The sequence below is a fragment of the bacterium genome (assembly GCA_029210545.1).
Taxonomy (GTDB): Bacteria; BMS3Abin14; BMS3Abin14; order BMS3Abin14; family BMS3Abin14; genus JARGFV01.
Map to the genome: position 1 here is coordinate 1 of JARGFV010000026.1, position 19,000 is coordinate 19,000.

The 19,000-nt window shown below is 58.7% G+C and carries 20 protein-coding genes; 1 reads left to right on the forward strand and 19 read right to left on the reverse strand.

Going from position 1 to position 19,000, the window contains the following annotated elements; genetic code table 11:
• Positions 1-147: 147 nt before the first annotated feature.
• From P1S46_04400 to P1S46_04490, 19 genes are all read right to left on the reverse strand, one after another.
• Positions 148-741, reverse strand: coding sequence for a 2-oxoacid:acceptor oxidoreductase family protein (locus P1S46_04400; protein MDF1535729.1), 594 nt, complete (start codon positions 739-741; stop codon positions 148-150).
• The gene (locus P1S46_04405; protein MDF1535730.1) at positions 731-2,614 is read right to left on the reverse strand and encodes an indolepyruvate ferredoxin oxidoreductase subunit alpha; all 1,884 of its coding nucleotides are present in this window, start codon (positions 2,612-2,614) and stop codon (positions 731-733) included. Before P1S46_04405 ends, P1S46_04400 begins: the two co-directional genes overlap by 11 nt.
• Positions 2,615-2,623: 9 nt before the next feature.
• Positions 2,624-3,178 carry a hydrolase gene (locus P1S46_04410; GenBank protein MDF1535731.1) on the reverse strand — a complete coding sequence of 185 codons (555 nt, stop codon included), beginning with the start codon at positions 3,176-3,178 and terminating at the stop codon, positions 2,624-2,626.
• A 186-nt stretch (positions 3,179-3,364) separates the two neighbouring features.
• Complete coding sequence (locus P1S46_04415; protein MDF1535732.1) at positions 3,365-4,153, reverse strand: IclR family transcriptional regulator; 789 nt, start codon at positions 4,151-4,153, stop codon at positions 3,365-3,367.
• Between the two features lie 292 nt (positions 4,154-4,445).
• Positions 4,446-5,243, reverse strand: coding sequence for an IclR family transcriptional regulator (locus P1S46_04420; protein ID MDF1535733.1), 798 nt, complete (start codon positions 5,241-5,243; stop codon positions 4,446-4,448).
• A gap of 307 nt (positions 5,244-5,550) precedes the next feature.
• The gene (locus P1S46_04425; protein MDF1535734.1) at positions 5,551-6,129 is read right to left on the reverse strand and encodes a tetratricopeptide repeat protein; all 579 of its coding nucleotides are present in this window, start codon (positions 6,127-6,129) and stop codon (positions 5,551-5,553) included.
• A gap of 102 nt (positions 6,130-6,231) precedes the next feature.
• Positions 6,232-6,531 (reverse strand): hypothetical protein, encoded by a 300-nt coding sequence (locus P1S46_04430; GenBank protein ID MDF1535735.1) that lies wholly within the window; start codon positions 6,529-6,531, stop codon positions 6,232-6,234.
• A 158-nt stretch (positions 6,532-6,689) separates the two neighbouring features.
• Positions 6,690-7,619 carry a hypothetical protein gene (locus P1S46_04435; GenBank protein MDF1535736.1) on the reverse strand — a complete coding sequence of 310 codons (930 nt, stop codon included), beginning with the start codon at positions 7,617-7,619 and terminating at the stop codon, positions 6,690-6,692.
• 41 nt (positions 7,620-7,660) lie between these two features.
• Entirely contained in the window at positions 7,661-8,815 is a 1,155-nt protein-coding gene (locus tag P1S46_04440) for a hypothetical protein (GenBank protein ID MDF1535737.1), read from the reverse strand.
• A gap of 42 nt (positions 8,816-8,857) precedes the next feature.
• Positions 8,858-9,226 (reverse strand): hypothetical protein, encoded by a 369-nt coding sequence (locus P1S46_04445; GenBank protein ID MDF1535738.1) that lies wholly within the window; start codon positions 9,224-9,226, stop codon positions 8,858-8,860.
• Positions 9,227-9,316: 90 nt separating this feature from the next.
• Positions 9,317-10,690 (reverse strand): phenylacetate--CoA ligase, encoded by a 1,374-nt coding sequence (locus P1S46_04450; protein ID MDF1535739.1) that lies wholly within the window; start codon positions 10,688-10,690, stop codon positions 9,317-9,319.
• A gap of 559 nt (positions 10,691-11,249) precedes the next feature.
• The gene (locus tag P1S46_04455) at positions 11,250-12,464 is read right to left on the reverse strand and encodes a Xaa-Pro peptidase family protein (protein MDF1535740.1); all 1,215 of its coding nucleotides are present in this window, start codon (positions 12,462-12,464) and stop codon (positions 11,250-11,252) included.
• Between the two features lie 147 nt (positions 12,465-12,611).
• Entirely contained in the window at positions 12,612-13,178 is a 567-nt protein-coding gene (locus tag P1S46_04460; GenBank protein MDF1535741.1) for a nitroreductase family protein, read from the reverse strand.
• Positions 13,179-13,332: 154 nt separating this feature from the next.
• Positions 13,333-14,295, reverse strand: coding sequence for a methylmalonyl Co-A mutase-associated GTPase MeaB (meaB, locus tag P1S46_04465; GenBank protein MDF1535742.1), 963 nt, complete (start codon positions 14,293-14,295; stop codon positions 13,333-13,335).
• Between the two features lie 62 nt (positions 14,296-14,357).
• A complete protein-coding gene (locus P1S46_04470; GenBank protein ID MDF1535743.1) occupies positions 14,358-15,002 on the reverse strand; it encodes an enoyl-CoA hydratase/isomerase family protein in 645 nt (214 codons plus the stop codon).
• A gap of 2 nt (positions 15,003-15,004) precedes the next feature.
• Positions 15,005-15,403: a cobalamin B12-binding domain-containing protein gene (locus tag P1S46_04475; GenBank protein ID MDF1535744.1), complete on the reverse strand. Its 399-nt coding sequence runs from the start codon at positions 15,401-15,403 to the stop codon at positions 15,005-15,007.
• A gap of 125 nt (positions 15,404-15,528) precedes the next feature.
• Positions 15,529-16,062: a cob(I)yrinic acid a,c-diamide adenosyltransferase gene (locus P1S46_04480; GenBank protein ID MDF1535745.1), complete on the reverse strand. Its 534-nt coding sequence runs from the start codon at positions 16,060-16,062 to the stop codon at positions 15,529-15,531.
• Positions 16,063-16,249: 187 nt separating this feature from the next.
• Positions 16,250-17,032 (reverse strand): enoyl-CoA hydratase/isomerase family protein, encoded by a 783-nt coding sequence (locus tag P1S46_04485; protein ID MDF1535746.1) that lies wholly within the window; start codon positions 17,030-17,032, stop codon positions 16,250-16,252.
• A gap of 264 nt (positions 17,033-17,296) precedes the next feature.
• Positions 17,297-17,944, reverse strand: a complete 648-nt coding sequence (locus P1S46_04490) for a CBS domain-containing protein (protein MDF1535747.1) — start codon at positions 17,942-17,944, stop codon at positions 17,297-17,299.
• Between the two features lie 271 nt (positions 17,945-18,215).
• Between P1S46_04490 and P1S46_04495 the strand changes: the two genes are divergently transcribed.
• Positions 18,216-18,983: an ABC transporter ATP-binding protein gene (locus P1S46_04495; protein ID MDF1535748.1), complete on the forward strand. Its 768-nt coding sequence runs from the start codon at positions 18,216-18,218 to the stop codon at positions 18,981-18,983.
• Positions 18,984-19,000 lie beyond the last annotated feature (17 nt).

Below are 19,000 nucleotides of genomic sequence, written 5' to 3' on the forward strand. Positions count from 1 at the left end.
AAGCGTGGTTTTCCCTTTCCTTACAAATCAATGACTTACGGGGTGAGTCATTGATTTGGGCGCCCCGCGCGGGGCGCGTTGATGACTTTTTGCGAAGTCATCAACTTTGGACCTTGGACTTTGGACCTTGGACTCTTCATAAAAGGGCTAGACGTAGTCTTGTCCTTTTATGAACTCATACCCCTTCCAGAACGCCTCGACGTTAATATCCTCCCCCCCATTGATAATGCACCGGATGGTCTTCACCGCCGTCTCCGTGTCCACGATCCCTGTGGTGGCCACCAGGGCCCCCAGCATGACCATGTTCACCGTCTGGCAATGGCCCACGCCCCGTGCGATCTGACCGGCAGGGACGATAGCCGGATCGATACCGGACCGGGTGAACACCTCCCGCACCATGTCGACGGTGGGGTAAAGGGACGGGTTCATCGTGGTGTGGTAGGGCATCCTCGTAACATCGCTGACAAGCACCCTGCCGTCCCTCTTGAGGTACGGTACGGCGTGGAGGATCTCGGAAAGTTCCAGGGAAAGGATGGCGTCGGCGCATCCGTGACTGATCTTGGGGCAGATCCGTTCGCCGGCCCGGATGTGGCTGCGCACGGACCCCCCCAGCTGGGCGAGGCCCGAGTGGACGTAGAAACTGGGGTTGAGCCCGTCTGTGAGCATGGCCTTGGCCAGGATCTCCGAAAACAGGACGATCCCCTGCCCGCCGATGCCGGCCGCGACGACGTTAAATTCCAACCTTCCGTCTCCTCATCCTGAAAAAGTTTGACCTGATGGCGCCTTTGGGGCAGTAGCTGACGCAAAGGCCGCAGCTCTGGCAGACCTCGTTGTCAATGCGCACCTTGTCGCCTTCCCGAACGATGGCCGGACAGGCCAGGGCTTCAACGCAGGTCCGTTCGCAACGGTCAAAACCGGGACATTTCCTGTCGCTGACCTTGACCGCGCGGTCCCAGCTCCTGGGCTGTCGGGCGACACAGGGTCCCCTCAGGACCAGCACGTTGACCCCACTGCCGGTGAGAACCTTTTTAAAGGCCCTGACCGCCTTCCTTGTGCGGTACGGTTTGACCACCCTTACAGAGCGCACTCCCAATCCCCGGGCTATCTTTTCGATGGGAACACGGATCTCGTCACCACCCACCGTCCCGGGGGTCTCCTGGTATCCGGTCATGGCCGCCCAATTGTTGTCCAGAACGATGATCGGCATGTCCTGCCCTGTGGCGACGGCGTTGACGATGGGAGGGATCCCCGAATGGTAGAAGGTCCCGTCGCCGAGTGTCGCCACCACAGGCCTGTGCATCCCCGCGTCGAGGAACCCTTCCGCCAGCCCGATGCTGTTGCCCATTGAAACCTCGGTCCAGCAGATGGAAAAAGGCTCGTTGATCCCCAGGATGGTGCAGCCGATGTCCCCGGTGACCACTGTCCGGGCCGGGTCCTTCCCCAGTTCCCTCATGGCTTTGACAAGGGCGTAATAGGAGCTGCGGTGGGGGCATCCGGCGCAGAAGGTGAGAAGCCGCTGGACCTTAAGGGGCTCGGCGAGAGCCACGGCGCCGATCCCGGCACACGCCTCGACCTTCTTTCCCAGAACGTGGCCAAGGTACTCCCTGACCTGGTCCGGGGAAAGGTCTCCTACGCGCGGGACGAGCCCGTCCTCCTTGCCGTAGACCACTGGCGGCTTTTCCATCATGCTGCTCTCGGCCCTGACCGCGCCTTCGATGAGGGGATCGAGCTCCTCGAGGACCAGGACCTTGTCGGTGCTCCCGAGGATCTTCCTGATCTTTTCCCGGGGAACCGGGTGGGCTGTGGCGACCTTGAGACGGGTCAGGTCAAGATTGTTTTTTTCCAGGACCTCCATCAGGTAATCCCAGGAAAGTGAAGAAGCGATAACGCCGGTCCTGCTCCCGGTCTCGGTGAGCAGGTTCAGGTGATCGGCCTGACTGCCTGCCCGATCGACCCTCTCAATGGCTTCCTTGTGCTGTCTCTGGCACCGGGCCGAACCGGCCTTGGTGAACTTGTCGATGTCGAAGGTGAAGAAAGCTTTCTGCCGCATCCTCCTGATCTCTCCCAGGGTCACCTTGCCGTAGGTGTAGGACAGGACGGTGGTGCTCCGCAGGAAGACCGGCCCGCCGATGGACTCGGATAGCTCGAATGCGTAGCGGGTGAAATCGAGCATCTCCTGGGGGTTGGCGGGAACCAGCATGGGCGCGGAGGACAGCAGGGCATAGTAGCGGGAATCCTGCTCGACCATACCGTAATAGACGCCGGGGTCGTCGCCAACGTAGATCACAAGCCCCCCGACTGTTCCGGAGGCGGCCACGGACAGGACCGTGTCGGATGCCACGTTGAGGCCCGACATCTTCATGGTGACAAGGGTTCTCAGTCCCGCCCAGGAATGTCCGGCGGCGATGTCCATGGCCACCTTTTCGTTGACGGACCAGCGGGCGCCGATCTCGCTACCGGCTGACCTGAGAAGTTCGATGACCGGTGTGGTGGGAGTTCCGGGATAACCGGTGACAAAGGAAACACCGGCCTCAACACATCCACGCGCTATGGCTTCGTTCCCGGAAAAAAGGACCTCGGTACCGGGTCTGTCGACAGTGAGAGAAGATTTCATGGAAGAGGGTTATCGTAAGAGCGCCGAGATCTCCTTGAACTCAGGAGTGCCTGCCTTCCCCAGGATCTGGAAAGCGACGGTTTCCGAAGAGGTTATGACGGCACCGGCCCGTTCCATGGATCTCAGTGCGGCGTCGCGGTTGCCGTCGGACCTTGAACAGACGGCATCCCATGGTACATGAAGGGAGTATCCCGAGTCGATGAGATCCAGGGCTGTCTGATACACGCAGATGTGAGCCTCCATACCGGTGAGGATCACTTTTTTCCTGCCGAGGCCGTCGAGGGCCTTGTTGAACGGCTCCTCACCGCAGCAGGAGAAGATGATCTTCTCGACGTGTTCGACCCCCTCCAGCTGCCCGGCGAGGGATTTCACCGTGGGGCCAAGGCCCCTGGTGTACTGCTGGGTCAGAACAACGGGGATATCGTGGAGCCGGGCAACCCGGATCAGGACGCCGATCGCTCCTTCGACCTGTTCACGCCGGTCCATGACCTTGGCCAGGCGCTCCTGGACATCCACGATTACCAGGACGGCTCCTGACGCCTTGATCCGCATTTTGTCGATCATACTCTAGCTCCGTAATAATTGGTCGCTTGGAGCGAAGTTCGAAGAACGCTGAGCGAAGAAGGGCCTTTCTTCGCGCTTCGTGCTTTGCTCTTCGCGCTATTTGTCCCTAGGAGCCTGTGCCCTCCCTGCTAAGAAAAAGGGAGGTTCTCCGACAGGCTCCTAGACACTGGGAGCCCGGTGGCTCCCTTATGACTTGTACCCCAGTTTTTCGGAGATCTCCCCGCAGGCCTTGAGGATCAGGGGAACGTACTCCTTCTTCAACTGGTCCGTGGACATGCGGACTGATGGGGCGGAGATGGACACGGCCCCGACAACTTTCCTCGTATAGTCGTGAATCGGAGCTCCGACACACCGGACACCCTCGTCCCACTCCTCCTCGTCAATGGCGTATCCCAGTTCCTTGACCAGGGCAAGGTGCTCGAGCATCTTGTCGCGGTCCGAAATGGTTTTGGGAGTGAACTTTTTGAGTTCTTTTTTCCCCAGGACCTCGGCGATCGTCTCGGGGTTCTCGAAGGCAAGCTGTGCCTTTCCCATGGCGCTGCAATAGGTGGGCACCCTGCATCCCACCCTTGAGAGAACCCGGACCGTGTGGGTGGACTCGACAACGTCGAGGTAAAAGGCGTAATTTTCCTTGAGGATACCGATGTAAACGTTCTCGTTGATCTTGTGGTTCAGCTCCTCCATCAACGGGCGGGCCACCCTCAGCAGGCCCGTGTGCCGGATGTAGGTTTGCCCCATTTCCAGGGCTCCAAGCCCCAGACGGTAGTTGTCGGTAACCCTGTTCTGCTCTATATAGCCTCGATTCTCAAGGGTCGCCAGGATGCGGAAGATGTTGTTCTTGTGGAGATTGAGGCGCCTGGACAGTTCGGTGATCCCGAGTTCATCCTCTTCTCCGTGGAACGCTTCCAGGACATCCAGGGCATGATCAACCGACTGTATTATGTAATCGGTTTTTTTCCTCTTGGTCTGGGTCATCTACTCCTCCGTCCCGCAGAATGCACGCTTCGCGTCCATCCTGTTCGGGCATGACCTGACAGCCCGGGACGCCCGCAGCGCTCCCAGTCAGACATTTTTTCAGATCCATCACAACCGATGAATAAAACGGGATTGTATTGATGGGGGGGTGATAAGTCAAGGACTCCGGAATTCACTTCCCGAGATACCGGCACAAATTCCCGAGTTACAAAACCCGTCTGAAACAACAGGTTACGTCTGCCGGCAATAAACTTCCGGAATTATAAAAAGAAACAGTGTTTTGAAACTGGTTTCATTCCACGGTCCGGTCGATGAGATGGCCCAACTTCCGGGAGATCTCAACGGCACATTCCATGACGGCGGGGACGATCTCCCCTTCAACACGCTGTTCGGGAAGCCTGTCGGACGGGCCGCTGACCGACAGGGCGCCCTGGATCTTTCCGTAATAATCGAGGATGGGAGCCGCAACACACTTGAGACCCTCGTTCCATTCCTCGTTGTCAACGGCAAAACCGTTCCGGGCGACATCCCTGGTCGCTGCCTTGAGTTTACGTTTATCGGTGATGGTATTGGGGGTCAACTTCTGCAGCACCATGCTCTTGATAAGCTCATCGGAAACAGCTTCGCCGATAAAGGCCAAAAAGATCTTTCCGGTGGCGGTACAGTGCGGTGAAACGCTGGTTCCGAGGCGCGATATCACCTGGATCGTCTGGTCGGCGACGATCTCGTCCAGGTAAAAGACGTGAGTCCCCCGCAAAACCGAAAGGTAGGTGTTCTCTCTGAGCTGTGCGGTGAGAGCTTCCATCTGGGGGTGGGATACAGAGAGAAGGCTGGTGTGCCTCAGGTAGGCCTGTCCGGCTTCGAAAGCCTTGAGCCCGAGGCGATAGTTCCCGGTGCGCGGATTCTGTTCCACGTACCCGCGGCCTTCCAGTGTGGCCAGAATGCGAAACACGTTGTTCTTGTGCAGGTTGAGCGTCTTGGCGAGCTGGGTCACACCCAGCTCAGGTTCGTCCGCCCTGAAAGCCTCCAGGACATCGAAGGCGTGGTCCACCGAGTGAATGATGTAATCGCTTTTATTTCTCTTGATCATCCCGGTTCAAGACCTCGAATCGATTTGGACCGTACGCACCCAATAAAGATAGACTCGCAAAAAGTCCATCAACGCACCCCGCGCGGGGTGCCCAAATCAATGACCCGCACCGTAAGTCATTGATTTGTGAGGAAAGGGAAAACGACGCTTTTCCCTTTCCGTTGAGCAAAAAGTCCCGGATTGGACTTTTTGCGACCCTGTCAATAAAGAAAGAAAAAAACGGGGATGCCCCTCCAGGAGGGGGGGCAAACCAGAGGGGCACCCCCTTTCCCATTGCTGGGAACCTAAGGATATCTTCTCATTATTCTCAATCCGCCGTCTTCTTCATCCTGACCGACTCGCTGATACCCGACCTGCGTCCCATCTCGAGCCTGTCGATCCTCTCCTGAACAGCGTGCAGATAGCGGCCGGTACCATCCCACAGTTCCTTGAAGCGCCTGTAAGTTTTAAGGGCATCGTCAGTCCGGTGCATCTGCTCGTAAACGAGGCCCAGATGCATGTAGGCTTCGGGCAGCTCGGGCCTGAGGTGGATGACCTGTTCATAAGCCATGGCCGCATCCTGAAGCCTCGGTTTCTTCGTCAGGACCTCCAGGCCCCGTACCGGTTGCTCGTCGAACAGGTAAGCGGACCCGAGATTGAGCAGCGCCTCGACAAAGTCGGGCTTTATCAGAACCGCCTGTTTGAAACACTCTTGCGCGTTCCGGTAGTCCTTCATCTCGAAGTAGGCTGTACCCATGTTGTTGTGGGCCTCGGCGAACTTCTTGTCCTTCCTGAGGGCCTTCTTGTAATACTCGATGGCCGGAGTGATCTTTTTCTCATCGAAGAGTTGGTTTCCCTTCGTCCAGTAATCGTGTGCTGCAGGGTTGTCTGTGAATCTGTCTTTCATGGTCGTTGGCCCCCCGGGCTGGTTTAGATTTCAGATTCCAGATTCCAAAGAAGGATTTGCTTCCTCATTCCGCAATTTGGATTTTGAAAACTTGAATTCGCTTTAATAGTATTCCAGGTATTCTCCAAGGATCTTGCATCCCAGTGACTGCGCGAGATCGCAAAGAAAATTCTCCACGTCACCGATATCCATATCTTTGACGACAACTTCCAGGGTCTTTCCATCGGAGGAAAAATACAGGGTGGGAAGTTCCCAGCTTTCCGGCGTCCACCGTCCGCCCCTCTCTCCGAGAGGCGTGTAGGTCCCCGGGTAAGCTTCCAGGGTCTTCATCTTTTCCTGGATCTCCTCAAGGGCGAGTTTTCTTTCAAATTCCAGAATCTTAAAGTTGAAATCGTCTAACATCTAAGTGCGCCTCCCCCTTCTGTGATCTCATTTTTGCTATACCATTTGATAAAGTTGAGAATTTACATCCGCTCCTCCCGTGGTACGGCACTGCTGTTCCCAGGGTGGAGAAAGGCAGGCGGAGAGGGGCGCTTAAGCCCCTCTCCACCCGGTTGTTCCTACTTCTCGGCGGCAAGATCTCTCTTGGTCTTCCGGCCAAGATAGATTCTGTTCGGGTCACAGACCATCCGCGCGATCTTGATTTCCTCGTGCGCGGGCGTATCGAAGGGCTTGAAGTCCTTGGCGGTCTTCAGCTCCCAGCTGACGTTCTCCTTGACAAGCTTCTCGTCGACACCGGGATAGATCTCGGACATCTCGAGCTCGCCCGTCTCGGGGCTACTGCGGAAGATACACAGGTCGGACACGATGGTGGTTCCGCTTCCCCGGAACAGGCCCATATGCCAGCGGTCTTCTGCTGTGCCTATGGGACCGCGGGATCCCGTGATCGAGGTGACGTACTCGTTCACCTCGGGGAAGCGCCTCTTCTCCTGGACCATCATGGCAAGACCCATGTCGGCGTAGGAGGCGATGTTGTTGGCGCCGCCGGAACCGGCAAAGCGCACCGCGGGACCGGTCTTGCCGTCGTCACGGGCACTCTTGGAATAGTAGCCGCCCATGGCGGTGGAGTTCAGGTTCCCGTACTTGTCGCACTCGGCTCCGCCCAGCATCCCGAAGGTGCAGAAACCGCGCTGGGCGTAGGTGCCGAAAGTATCGGCCATGTTCGACAGGCCGCCGGCCATATAGCCTCCCCGTGCTTCGGACACGGAGATGGGAACCTCGAGAAGCTTGGGATCGAGGATTCCGGCCTCCATGATGATCATGCCATGGGGCGCATAGGTGTGCTGGGCCATCATGCATCCGATCATGGGCAGCCCGGTGCCGGCGAAGATGAACGAATAGTCGTAAGTCTGCCGGGCAGCCGCTATGGTCAACAGCTCCATCGTCGTATATTTCTCTGGATCGATCCCCTTCTCCTTGCAGTAGGCCTCATATTCATTGTCATCGACATGAGTCCAGAGTTTGGGATCGCTCTGTCTGATAACTGACATTTCTACCTCCTCATTCAGGCAATCAGGATTAAGCCGCAACCTTACAGGGGCCTGGCCAGGCCGGGCTTGTAGCCGTACATGGCATCGGCACGCAGCTCGAAGAGCCTCTGGAGACCCTTGGTTCCGGTGATCGTGGGATACCCATCACCCGGGCGCTTGGTCAGGAAGGACCACTCGTCCTCCATAACCCAATCGAACATGAATTTTTTGACCTCATCCTTGGGCTTCCTGTTCAGCTGTGCCCAGTTCCGCCAGAAGTCCCAGTCATAGTCATAATAATAAGATACCTGACCGGGGAAACCGCCGAAGGGCACTTCCACGATGGCGTCAATAAACATCATCGAAATGGTATTGGAGTACGGCTGAGCCCTGAGCTCCTCCTCGCTGACGATCTTCTCACACTGGACGATGCAGTTCTTTGCCGCAATAGCCTGTTCTGCGTCAGGACCCAGGATGCCTTCGATCCGCGTAGTGCCCCTCTCTCCGACCCTCTGGGCCAGAACAATGGTCACCTCGGGAAGGATGGGCGGAACCAGGATGACTTTGACACCCTTTTTGCCTGTGTAGGCGGTGGATTCGCGAACCTGCTCCAGGGCGTTGGTCTTGTTGGAAGTACCGTCGCCGCCCTTAAAGGCATGTGGCCGCAGTCCCCATCCGTCGAAGGGATCCTCTACGACCGCCATTCGCTCCGGGGCAACGGAGGGATGGATCCATGACCCGTCGGCTTTCTTGCCGCGCAGGCCCATCTTCTTGAACGTGTCATGCTCACAAAGACTGGTTCCGAACTCGGACATCAGGGGCGCGAAAGGCCAGCCGTACCGGCCCGCGACCGTCCTGAGACCGTAACCATAGTTCGAATAGTCTTCCACATCGATGGTCCCGTCCTGGATGGAGCGACGGATGTTGTACGCCACCGGCTGAATGCCCTCAAGGCCGATATACGTCGTGTCCAGCAGCTTCACCAGACCCGCACCAGCCCAGAAATCAACGATCGATGCTCCGCCGTTCATCGTAGCGAATAGATCGCCGATATTCTGGCGGATAACCTCTCGGGCCAGGGCGAAGGGCTTCTTGGTGTAGCTGAAGCCGCCCGGGCAGATGCATGTGCCTGGTTTTATAAAGGTCTTCACCGCATCCGAGAGGGACATGATCTTGTCTTTTCCCCTCATAAAAGTGGGGATAGTCACCTCTGCCATAACCTGTTCTCCTTTCATCCGAATCTTGGCTGATAACGCCGTTTAGCTCTTGAGCTGGACCCTGCGGTTCCAGGTCGCGCGGAGGATCTTGTCCATCCCCTCGCGGCTGTCCCTGGCTCCTTCAAGGATATCTGAAAAATGCCGGATACCGGTCTTGATCTCTTCCTCGATGACGTTGAGCGTCACCTCGTCGCTGACCTTTCCGATCTCCTTTTCCAGGACCTCAAGAGTCTCGGGCACCCTCTTCAGAGGGATCCGCATGTCGTTGTAGGCCACGGCCACGATTGTCATGTCCCACGTTGCGGAGATGACCTTCTGCCAGGTTTCAAACGACTCGGTAGGCTGGACGCTCTCGGAGAATCTGCGATCCTCTTCCGAGATCCGAGCCCGCATGCGCTTGTGCTGCTCCATTCTAACACCTCCTTCCCTATTCAGTTTGGTTTGTGTGCAGTTCGCCCGGAGGGAAAAACCCTCCGGACGAATGGAAAACAGCGTTCAGTTCTACTTCTTGCGCCTGTCGTCGACGCGGGCGCTGGCGGTCTTGCCCTCACCGGATGTGGCCCTCGGAAGCTCGTCTGGCCCGATGAGTTCCATAACTTTCGGGTTGACGTCGGTGACGCCCTTGACGGCAATTTTCATCTCGTTCTTGAGCCTCTCCACCAGGGCGGCGTCGCTCAGGTAAGCCTTGTCCTTGAGCTCGATCTTAAGGGTCCACTTGTCCATGCCCCTGCTGTCGGTCTCGATGAGCATGCGGAAATTGGCGCCCATCTCGGGGAAGGGCGTCAGGGCCTCTTCCACCTGGCTCGGGAAAACGATAAGGCCGGAGATGGAGACCGCGTCGTCGGAGCGGCCCTTGATGGCAGCCATCCGGGGATGGGTCCGTCCACAGGGGCAGGGCTTCCAGGTCAGGGAGGCAAGATCCCGGCTGCGGTAGCGGATGAGGGGAGTGCCGGTGTTGACCAGGTTGGTCCACACTATCTCGCCATCTTCACCGTCGGCCACCGGCTCACCCGTGCTCGGGTTGATGCACTCGGCAAGGAGGTGATCCGCCCAGGCGTGCATCTTCTGGGGCATTTTCTCTTTCCTGGCCTTGCACTCACAGGTCATGCCCGGGCCGAGAAACTCCGTCATGCCGAACTCGTCATAGGCCTTGGTGCCGAAAAGTTCCTCGATCTTGACACGGGTTGCCCACGGCCAAGGCTCGGCTCCGTGAAGGCTGATCTTGCAGGTGGAATCCTTGGCAAGGTCGAACCCTTTCTCCTGGGCCTTTTGTCCCACGTAAAGAGCGAAGGATGGGGTGGCGCAGAAAGCCTTGACGGGCAGGTCCACCAGGATGTCCACCATCCGGTCGGACTGGCCGCCGGAAAGGGGGATGGGGCAGGCGCCCATGCGCTGGGCTCCGTAATGGAAACCGAACCCGCCGGTGGGCAGGCCGTATCCGAAGGAGTTCAGGAAGATGTCGCCGGGGCGAACACCAGTCATCCAGAGTTCACGGGCGTTTCGGTCGGCCCACAGGTTGATATCGTTCTCGTTGGCGAAGATGAGGACGGGCTTGCCGGTGGTCCCGGAGGTGCTGTGCATCTCCCTCATTTCGGCCATGTTCCCCGTGACGATCTTGGTGGGGTAGCCGTCGCGGACCGTGGACTTCTCCATGAACGGAACTTTGGAGATGTCCTCGAGGGTCTTCAGGTCGCCCGGATTGAATCCGGCCTTGTCGTAGACCTTTTTGAAATAGGGGTTGTTGTTGTAAACGTTCCTGACCTGTTTCTTGAGACGATCGAGCTGAAGCTTCTTGAGTTTCTCAACCGGCATGGTCTCAATGTCAGACTGGAAATAAGGGCTCTTCGGGTCCTGTTTTTTTGTCTTAACCTGCATGGCTCCGTATTCTCCTCCCTGTTGCTTTACGGCGCGCCGGCTGCCGGTGAAATGAGTCGGGGATATCGCAACCTCGGACGCCTGGGCAGAAAGCCCCGTTTGAATTATTGCCCCCCCGTCGGGCAACCTGGATCAGTCTGGAAAAAAGTTTAGCTGCTTGTGCTTCTTTAAAGAGAAAAACGGGTGAACCATCCCGTCACCACCCGTTTTGCATACCCGCACAATTTCGATATGTCGTTTTACTGTGTGATATAATAAGCTTTTTATAACACCGTTTTAACGGTGTCAAGGAAAAAGGCGGCGGCGGGCTGTCATGGGCATTGAAAAGTGACGTTATCGACCTCAAATAGGGTCAAATCGCTCGATTTAACTCTTTTCAAGGGTTGTGATGGGGTATGGGCGAGGGCGCCCGAGGGAGGGGTATCCAGGGAACGGGCAGGGATCCCCACCTTTAACAGGAGTAACCGCTGTTTTATTTTGGAAAATTTCCAGGTAGTACCAGAAAAGTAAAACGAAATTTGCATAATAAGACCGGGTACTGGGCCTTGGCCTCTGCACTCTACACTTTTATGATCTCCCTTTCCGTCACGGTAAGCCGCTCCACCCCACCATCCGTAACCAGGAACGTGTCCTCGATGCCGGCGATGCCCACACCGGGCAGAAAGATCTTGGGCTCCAACGCGAACACCATCCCCGGTTCCAGGGGCCTTTCAAGCCTGGGAGCGAGGAACGGGTACTCGTCCACCTCCAGCCCTACGCCGTGGCCAACGAACCTGACCTGTTCACCGGGAGGGCCCATGAAACGGTCCTGGACGCCGAACTCTTCAGCCGCACCTCGGGCGATATCGTAAAGAGCGCTCCAGGCTGACCCCGGCTTTGCCGCCTCGATCACACGGTCCTGAATGTCCCTGGCCTGGCGGAACGCTTCGGCCAACCCCTCACCCAGTTCCCCGATGACCATGAGCCGGGTCTGGTCGATGAGGTACCCGCCCGCATTGCCTACGAAATCTACGCTCACGGGGTCACCGCGGCGGATGGTCCTGAACCCGGCCCCCTGGGCGACGGAGGGGTTCATCCCCATCCCCCCGGAAGGAGCATCGATGTGGGACATCAGGGCCGAATGCTCCCCGGAGATGATGTGGCCGTAAAAAAGCTCCTGGTTAAACCCCCTCATCCTCAGGATTCCCTGGTGCCCAAGCTCACGCGCCCGTTTTTCCAGGATGGACGCGAACTCAACCTCCCTCATCCCCTCGACGAGGCTTTCCCTCGCCGTGTCGATGACCTTGCCGACCTGGACCCCGGCAGCCCGGATCCGCTCGATCTCCCAGGCCGACTTGACCGCCCGCATCTCCCGGACGAGGGGGCCAAGGTCCTGCCAGTCGGCCTCGGGCACGAGGGCTCCGAACCGGGTGAACAAGGCCGCCGGGATGACGTCCAGCTCGAGGCCCAGCCTGACGGCGTGCAGGGCTCCGAGGTCTTCCAGGGAAAGAGGGATCTCCTTGAAACTGGTAAAGGGCAGCACTTCCAGGGGCGTCTCCGTTTTCGCCCTTTCGATGCTCCGGCGGCACAGGTAGCGGGGATCGCCCTGGGCGGGGATGATGAGCACACCGTCCTGAATGGTCCCGGAAAAGTAGAACCGGTCGATGAGCTGGAGGAGAATGGCGGCCCTGATCTCCTTTTCCCGGAGAAGTTCCTGGAACCGTGAAATCCGTGAACGGATCTCCGACTCGGGGGTGATGGTGTAGTTGAGGGCAATCTTCTCGAAATTGGTCATGTGATCCTCCATGTACGGATTGTACGGTTCGTACGTGCGTGAATGCGTGAAGCGTAAATTCAGTCACCGTGAGAACGAATCAGCCGTATGCTTTTTCGCACGTACTCACATACGCACACACGGTGGATAGGATTTGAATTCTAATACTCATTCAAATCCAACCCAAGCTACGCGCCCTTCCTTCCTCGGCGGCGTGGGCGGTTCCTTGCCGGGGTATCCGACGGGAACGAAGGCGATGAGGTCCATCCCCTCCACTCCCAGGATCTTGTCCACCTCGCCGGACAGGTGTACGGGGTTGGTCATCCAGCAGGTCCCCAGCCCCTCATACGTGGCCGCAAGCAGGGCGTTTTCGACAGCTGCGGACACGGTCTGGGCGTCCACGAACGGTCCCTCGTCCGTGGGGACCGAGTAGAAGACGAGGAGCACGGGAGCGCCGCCCAGGGTCCTGAAGAAGTTGCGGGTGAAGGAGACGATCTTCTCCTCGTACATCTCCCGGAGGCTCTCTTCGATGAAGGGGAAAGACCGGTCGGCAACGGATACAAGCTGGTCCCTTTTATCCCCCGCCACCACGAATACCCGGTAGTTCTGCCGGTTCTTGCCGGAAGGGGCCCAGAGGGCGGCCTCCACGATCCGCTCGAGGGAGTCCCTGGGTATGGGGTCCGGTTTGAATACCCGGCAGCTGCGGCGGCTTTTGATGACCTCGTAGAAGTCCATGGGGCACTCTCCCTGTCTCGTGCTTGCGAAGAGCGTAAACGCGTGTGTGCGAGGAAGTAATCCGCTGCTATTCTCTTTTTCGCACGTACGCTTCACACATTCACGGACGTACGGTGGAATTTCAGTCCTTCTCGTGCGTGCGTAGAACTCGATTTCAATCTTTGTTGAAATCGAGCCTGGCGAGCCACCGGCGAGCCACCGACAATGGATCGCTCTCCCTGGTCGCCACCTTCCGGACATCCTCGTCCCATTCCCTGCCGCGGCCGTTCACCAGCGCCGACAGGGAACTTTCCATGATCTCTTTGAGCGCTTCGGTCACCGCGGCGCCGGCAGTGCCGGCGCGCCACCGGTCGAGGCCACCCGACTGTTCAAGCCAGTCGTAATGCCGGTCAATCTCGTTCATGAGTTCACCGATCCCCGCCCCTTCCTTTGCCACCGATGTCAGGACCGGCGGCTCCCATTCCCCTTCACCGCCGCCCAGCGAGACCATGGCCTTGAGGTCCCTGACGGTGGCCTCCACCATGGGGATGTCCGCCTTGTTGACGAGATAGATGTGGGCGATCTCCAGGACCCCCGCCTTCATGGCCTGGATCCCGTCCCCGAGCCCGGGCACGGTGACGAAGACCGTGGTCTGGGCAAGGTCCTTGATCTGAACCTCCTCCTGCCCCACACCTACCGTCTCCAGGAAAACGAGATCGAACCCGGCCGCGTCCATCAGGGTCAAAAGGTGTCCTGCGGTACGGCTGAGGCCCCCCATGTTTCCCCGGGTTGCCAGGCTCCGGATAAAAACGCCGGGGTCCGTGGCGTGCTCCTGCATGCGGATCCGGTCTCCTAGCACCGCGCCCCCGGAATAGGGGCTGGTAGGGTCCACGGCCAGGACTGCCACAGAAAGGCCTTTCGCCCGCGCGTGGCTGATGAGGCCGCTGACGAGGGTGCTTTTGCCGGCGCCCGGCGGTCCGGTGATCCCCACGACCCGGGTCCGCCCGGCGCGGGGGTAGAGCCGGCTTAAAACCTCGTCCCGGCCATCGAGGCCGTCATCGAGGATCCGGGCGACCCTTCCCAGAGCCAGCGGATCCCTTTTAAGAGCATTGCGTACAAGTTGGTCTAGTTGCTTCATCTGCGGTTCCTGTATTTAAATTTCCCTATAAACGATATTTGAGAGTCTGACGTGGGTCTTTATCAGGCTGACAAATATCGTTTGAGCTCACGGAACAGCCCCGGCTCCAGATCGGCGAAGGCGGCCACCCTCTGCCGAAACCGTTCCTGGAACTTCTCTCGCGTACAGACCTCCTGGACGAGCCCCAGGCGGTACGCCTCGTCGGAATCGAGGCGCCGCGATGTGTAAAGGCATCGGGCAGCGGCACGCTGGCCAATGAGCCTGGGCAGTCTCTGGGTCCCGCCGAAACCTGTTATGAGACCCAGGTCGGCACCGGGGTGACCGAAGAGGGAGCGGTCGGCGGCAACCCGCCAGTCGGCAGCCAGGGCCAGGTCCAGGCCGCCGCCCAGGCAGAACCCGTCGATACCGGCGACCACGGCGGCATCGGCCCCTTCGAGGAGGCGGAAGATCCTGTTTCCCTGATCCGAGAAGGCGCGTGCGGTTAACGGGGTGAGTGTGCCGATCTCCTTCAGATCGGCCCCCACAGCGAAGGATCCGCCCTCACCGGTGATGCCCAGGCATCGCGCACCGCTGTCCAGGGCATCTGTCACCTGTTCCAGCAGGGGGGCAAGCGTGTCGGAACCGAGCTTGTTGAGGCCGGCGGGCGAGGAAAGGGTGAGGATAGCCCACCCGTCACCGGATTCGGTAGTAACCTTCGTGGTCGGCAAGGTCACTTATCCCGGGAAGCCCGGACAATGGCGTCGGCGATATCGGAGGTAGGGGATCCGGGGGTGAAGACCGCCAGGACCCCGGCCTCCTTGAGACCGGGGATGTCATCTTCAGGGATGATCCCTCCGACGAAGACGGGGATATCGCCGGCGCCCATTTCCCGGAGCTGCCCGATGATCCTTGGAACGAGAGTCCCGTGGGAACCGGAGAGGATGGACAGCCCCACGGCATCCACACCCTCCTGAACAGCCGCGGCGGCAACCTGCTCGGGCGTCTGGTGAAGGCCGGTGTAGATCACCTCGAATCCGCAGTCCCTCAGGGCGCGGGCGACGACCTTGGCCCCGCGATCGTGACCGTCAAGGCCGGGCTTGGCTATCAACACTCTGATCTTCTTCGTCATTTCACTCCTCATCGATCAGGTTACGTTTCGGTGTAACGGGGTATCGGTGTAACGGAGAAAATACAGATACTGTATTTGATTTTTCCCCGACACGCCGAAACGCCGACACTCCGACACAGTCATATTTATTTTTCGATCCCTTTCCTCGCCGACACTCCCTGCCGGAAATAATGCTTGATCTCCCGCATTTCGGTGACGAGGTCAGCTTTTTCGATGATCTCCGCCGGCGCTCCCCTTCCGGTGAGGACCAGTTCAAGACCGTCCGGCTTCCCGTCCATAAGTTCCGTCACGCGAGGCACCGGTATGAGTTCCAGGGCACAGGCGGTGTTGATCTCGTCGAGGACGATCACATCCCACTTCCGGCTCGTTATCTCCCGACAGCTCTCCACCAGGGCTTCCATGGCCATGGTCCTGTCTTCACCGGTGATATCGTCCGGCCTGAGAAGGCCATCCCGGCCCCGGGGCCTGATCTCGATAACAGGTTTCAAATGCAGGACCGCCTTGCGCTCTCCGGTCATCTCGCTTCCCTTGAGGAACTGGATGATCAGGACGCCAAGGCCGTTTCCGGCCGCACGCACGGCGAGCCCCAGGGACGCTGTGGTCTTGCCCTTCCCGTCGCCGGTGTAGACGTGAGTGTAGCCGCGCCCGATGTCGCTCACTTCGTTCGCCACCTTGACGCGGAGACGCGGAGAGAGTGTGACGCGGCGAGAAACAGTATGGAGGTATGGAAGTATGGAGGTAACAACCCTCGTTTTTCTCCGATACCCCGACACCCCCTTACGCCGATACGTGGGCCCAAAGCAAGAGGCCGATTTATCCCCGTGTCCCCGTGTCCCGGTGTCGGTATCATTTCCCGAACACCGGCTTTCTCTTTTCCAGAAACGCCGAGATCCCTTCCTTCGCGTCAGGCAGGGAGAAGCAGTAGGCGAACGCCTCCCGCTCCAGGGCCAGGCCGGCTTCCAGGCTGGCGTCCATGCCCCGGTTAAGGGTCGATTTGGCAAGGGCGAGGGCAGCCGGGGACTTGGAGGCAAGCAGCCCCGCGTATTCGAGAACCTTGCCCTCAAATTCGTCCGCCCGGTAAACGGCATCCGCGAGCCCCATGTCGCGGGCCTCTTCAGCGCCTACGATGCGGCCGGAGTAAATCAGGTCCCTGGCCCTGCCGAGCCCCGTTCGCCTGGGCAGCCGTATCGTCCCGCCCAGCCCGGGGATAATTCCCAGGTTCAACTCCGGCAGCCCCAGTTGTGCGCCCTGAGCTGCCAGGATCAGATCGCACGACAGGGCCAGCTCGAGCCCGCCACCCAGGGCAAACCCTTCCACTGCCGCGAGGACCGGGCAGGACAGGGCTTCCAGGCTGGTGAAGGTTCCCTGAGCCCTGATGATAAAATCCCGGGCTTTAGACGGATCCATGGACGAAAGCTCCGCCAGGTCGTCACCGGCGCAGAATGTACCCTCTCCCCCGCGAATAAGGAGGACGCGAAGATCCTCTTCTCCCCTGGCCCGTCGGACGATGGCATCCAGTTCGGCGAACATTTTCTGGGTCATGGAGTTCCGTTTTCCCGCCCGTGAGAGGGTGATGGTGGCAATGGGGCCGTCGACCTGATAGCTGACTGTTCCTTTATCTTCTTTCATCGAATTTTCACCTCTTGCAGGCTTAAATGGTGTATCGGATCCGGCCCGTCAGACGCGGGGACAGGATGACACGGGGACACGGGGATAAATCGGCCTCTTGCTTTGGGCCCACGTATCGGCGTAAGGGGGTGTCGGGGTATCGGAGAAAAACGAGGGTTATTACCTCCATACTTCCATACCTCCATACTGTTTCTCGCCGCGTCACCCCTTCTCCGCGTCTGCGCGTCTGCGCGTCTCCCCTTCCCGGGTCGCCGCCGGCGGCAATTACCCCACTTCATCCACCGACTGGATGTCAAACCCTGCCGTCTCCAGATCCTCGATGACCTCGGTCATATCGGAACTGTCCAGGTGGAGGATGACCGTCTGGCGTCCTGCGCGGGGACTCTCCATGGACAGGAGGCTCTTGATGAACTTGCCTCGTTCCTTGACCGAGCGCACGATGTCTACCAGGAGTTCACCCTTGCCCCGCTCCATGTCGATGGTAATCCGCTTTCCCGGAGAATCCATGCCGAGGATCTTCATGAGGATCAGGAACATCTCGGCGTTGGTCAGGATCCCCAGGAGTCGCCCTTTCTCCACCACCGGGACCGCCCCTATCCTCCTCGTCTGCATGACCTTGGCTACATCCTCCACGTGGTCCTCGGGACCGCAGGTCACCACATCTTTTTTCATGACATCCTTTATCTTCATCTTGGACAGGAGGTAGTGGATCTCATGGATGGAAAGGTCCGTGGCCTTGGACGGAGCCGCGTCGCGGATGGTGTTGAGGCTCACGATCCCCACCAGCTTTCCGTTATCCACAACAGGGATGTGCCGCAGGTTCCGCTCCTGCATGGTCTTGCGGACGTCAACGAGGTAGTCGTCCGGATGGATCGTCTCAACGATCCTGGTCATGTAATCTTTTGCGTACATGGCGAACTCCTTCAGAAAAGTGCAGAGTGTAAAGTGCAAAGTGCGGAGGTAAAAATCTTGCAGCAACCGCCTGTTTTCTATTTCCCAATTTCCGGCGGCTATGTCAACAAACGGGATCCGCATCCCCCCCGAGCCCCATGGAAACAACGTTCGTCCGGCTTTCAACTTGACATGAAACCGCCAAATAGCGTAACTGTATAGGGCTTTTTTGTCCACCCAAATCAAAACAACGTTTTAGGTTAATTCCAACCCCGCAGGGAGATCTTCACACTTGCCCATCCTGGAGTTCAAGAACATCCATCTTCATTTCGGCGGGATCATGGCTCTCAACGGGGTCGACTTCGATGTCCGCGAGGGCGAGATCTTCGCCATCATCGGCCCCAACGGCGCGGGCAAGACCAGCATTTTCAACTGTATCTCGGGACTCTACTCCCCCGATCGCGGGGAGATCCTGTTCAAGGGCAAGAATATCGTCAGGATGTCTCCCTGCAAACGGGCCCAGCTCGGCCTGGCCAGGAGTTTCCAGAACATCGAGCTCTTCAAGGGAATGACCGTCATCGACAACCTCATGCTGGGCCGTCACATCCACATGAACACCAACCTCTTCACGGGAGGGCTGTGGTTCGGGAAGGCGCGCAGCGAGGAGATACGGCACCGGGAGGTCGTTGAAGAGATCATCGACTTTCTGGAGATCCAGGACATCCGCAAAAAGGCCGTGGGCACCCTGGCATACGGCCTCCAGAAACGCGTCGAACTTGGACGTGCCCTCGCCCTGGACCCCAAGGTCCTGCTCCTGGACGAACCCATGGCCGGGATGAACGCCGAGGAGACCGAGGACATGGCCCGGTTCATCCTTGACATCAACGAGGAGCGGGATATCACGGTGGTCCTCATCGAGCACGACATGGGGGTTGTCATGGGCATCTCGGACCGGATCTGCGCCCTGGACTTCGGGGAGAGGATCTCCCTGGGCAAACCGGCCGAGATCCAGGCGGACCCGAAGGTCGTGGCCGCCTATCTGGGAGAGGACGAACATTGACAGCCAATACCGCTCGA

What these genes read in the sequence shown, in the direction of transcription:
- P1S46_04410 (MDF1535731.1), bottom strand. Translation starts at nt 3,178, where the DNA reads ATGATCGACAAAATGCGGATCAAGGCGTCAGGAGCCGTCCTGGTAATC.
- P1S46_04435 (MDF1535736.1), bottom strand. Translation starts at nt 7,619, where the DNA reads ATGTCAGTTATCAGACAGAGCGATCCCAAACTCTGGACTCATGTCGAT.
- P1S46_04460 (MDF1535741.1), bottom strand. Translation starts at nt 13,178, where the DNA reads ATGGACTTCTACGAGGTCATCAAAAGCCGCCGCAGCTGCCGGGTATTC.
- P1S46_04445 (MDF1535738.1), bottom strand. Translation starts at nt 9,226, where the DNA reads ATGGAGCAGCACAAGCGCATGCGGGCTCGGATCTCGGAAGAGGATCGC.
- P1S46_04405 (MDF1535730.1), bottom strand. Translation starts at nt 2,614, where the DNA reads ATGAAATCTTCTCTCACTGTCGACAGACCCGGTACCGAGGTCCTTTTT.
- P1S46_04425 (MDF1535734.1), bottom strand. Translation starts at nt 6,129, where the DNA reads ATGAAAGACAGATTCACAGACAACCCTGCAGCACACGATTACTGGACG.
- P1S46_04415 (MDF1535732.1), bottom strand. Translation starts at nt 4,153, where the DNA reads ATGACCCAGACCAAGAGGAAAAAAACCGATTACATAATACAGTCGGTT.
- P1S46_04485 (MDF1535746.1), bottom strand. Translation starts at nt 17,032, where the DNA reads ATGAAAGAAGATAAAGGAACAGTCAGCTATCAGGTCGACGGCCCCATT.
- meaB (MDF1535742.1), bottom strand. Translation starts at nt 14,295, where the DNA reads ATGAAGCAACTAGACCAACTTGTACGCAATGCTCTTAAAAGGGATCCG.
- P1S46_04475 (MDF1535744.1), bottom strand. Translation starts at nt 15,403, where the DNA reads ATGACGAAGAAGATCAGAGTGTTGATAGCCAAGCCCGGCCTTGACGGT.
- P1S46_04455 (MDF1535740.1), bottom strand. Translation starts at nt 12,464, where the DNA reads ATGACCAATTTCGAGAAGATTGCCCTCAACTACACCATCACCCCCGAG.
- P1S46_04490 (MDF1535747.1), bottom strand. Translation starts at nt 17,944, where the DNA reads ATGTACGCAAAAGATTACATGACCAGGATCGTTGAGACGATCCATCCG.
- P1S46_04430 (MDF1535735.1), bottom strand. Translation starts at nt 6,531, where the DNA reads ATGTTAGACGATTTCAACTTTAAGATTCTGGAATTTGAAAGAAAACTC.
- P1S46_04450 (MDF1535739.1), bottom strand. Translation starts at nt 10,690, where the DNA reads ATGCAGGTTAAGACAAAAAAACAGGACCCGAAGAGCCCTTATTTCCAG.
- P1S46_04440 (MDF1535737.1), bottom strand. Translation starts at nt 8,815, where the DNA reads ATGGCAGAGGTGACTATCCCCACTTTTATGAGGGGAAAAGACAAGATC.
- P1S46_04420 (MDF1535733.1), bottom strand. Translation starts at nt 5,243, where the DNA reads ATGATCAAGAGAAATAAAAGCGATTACATCATTCACTCGGTGGACCAC.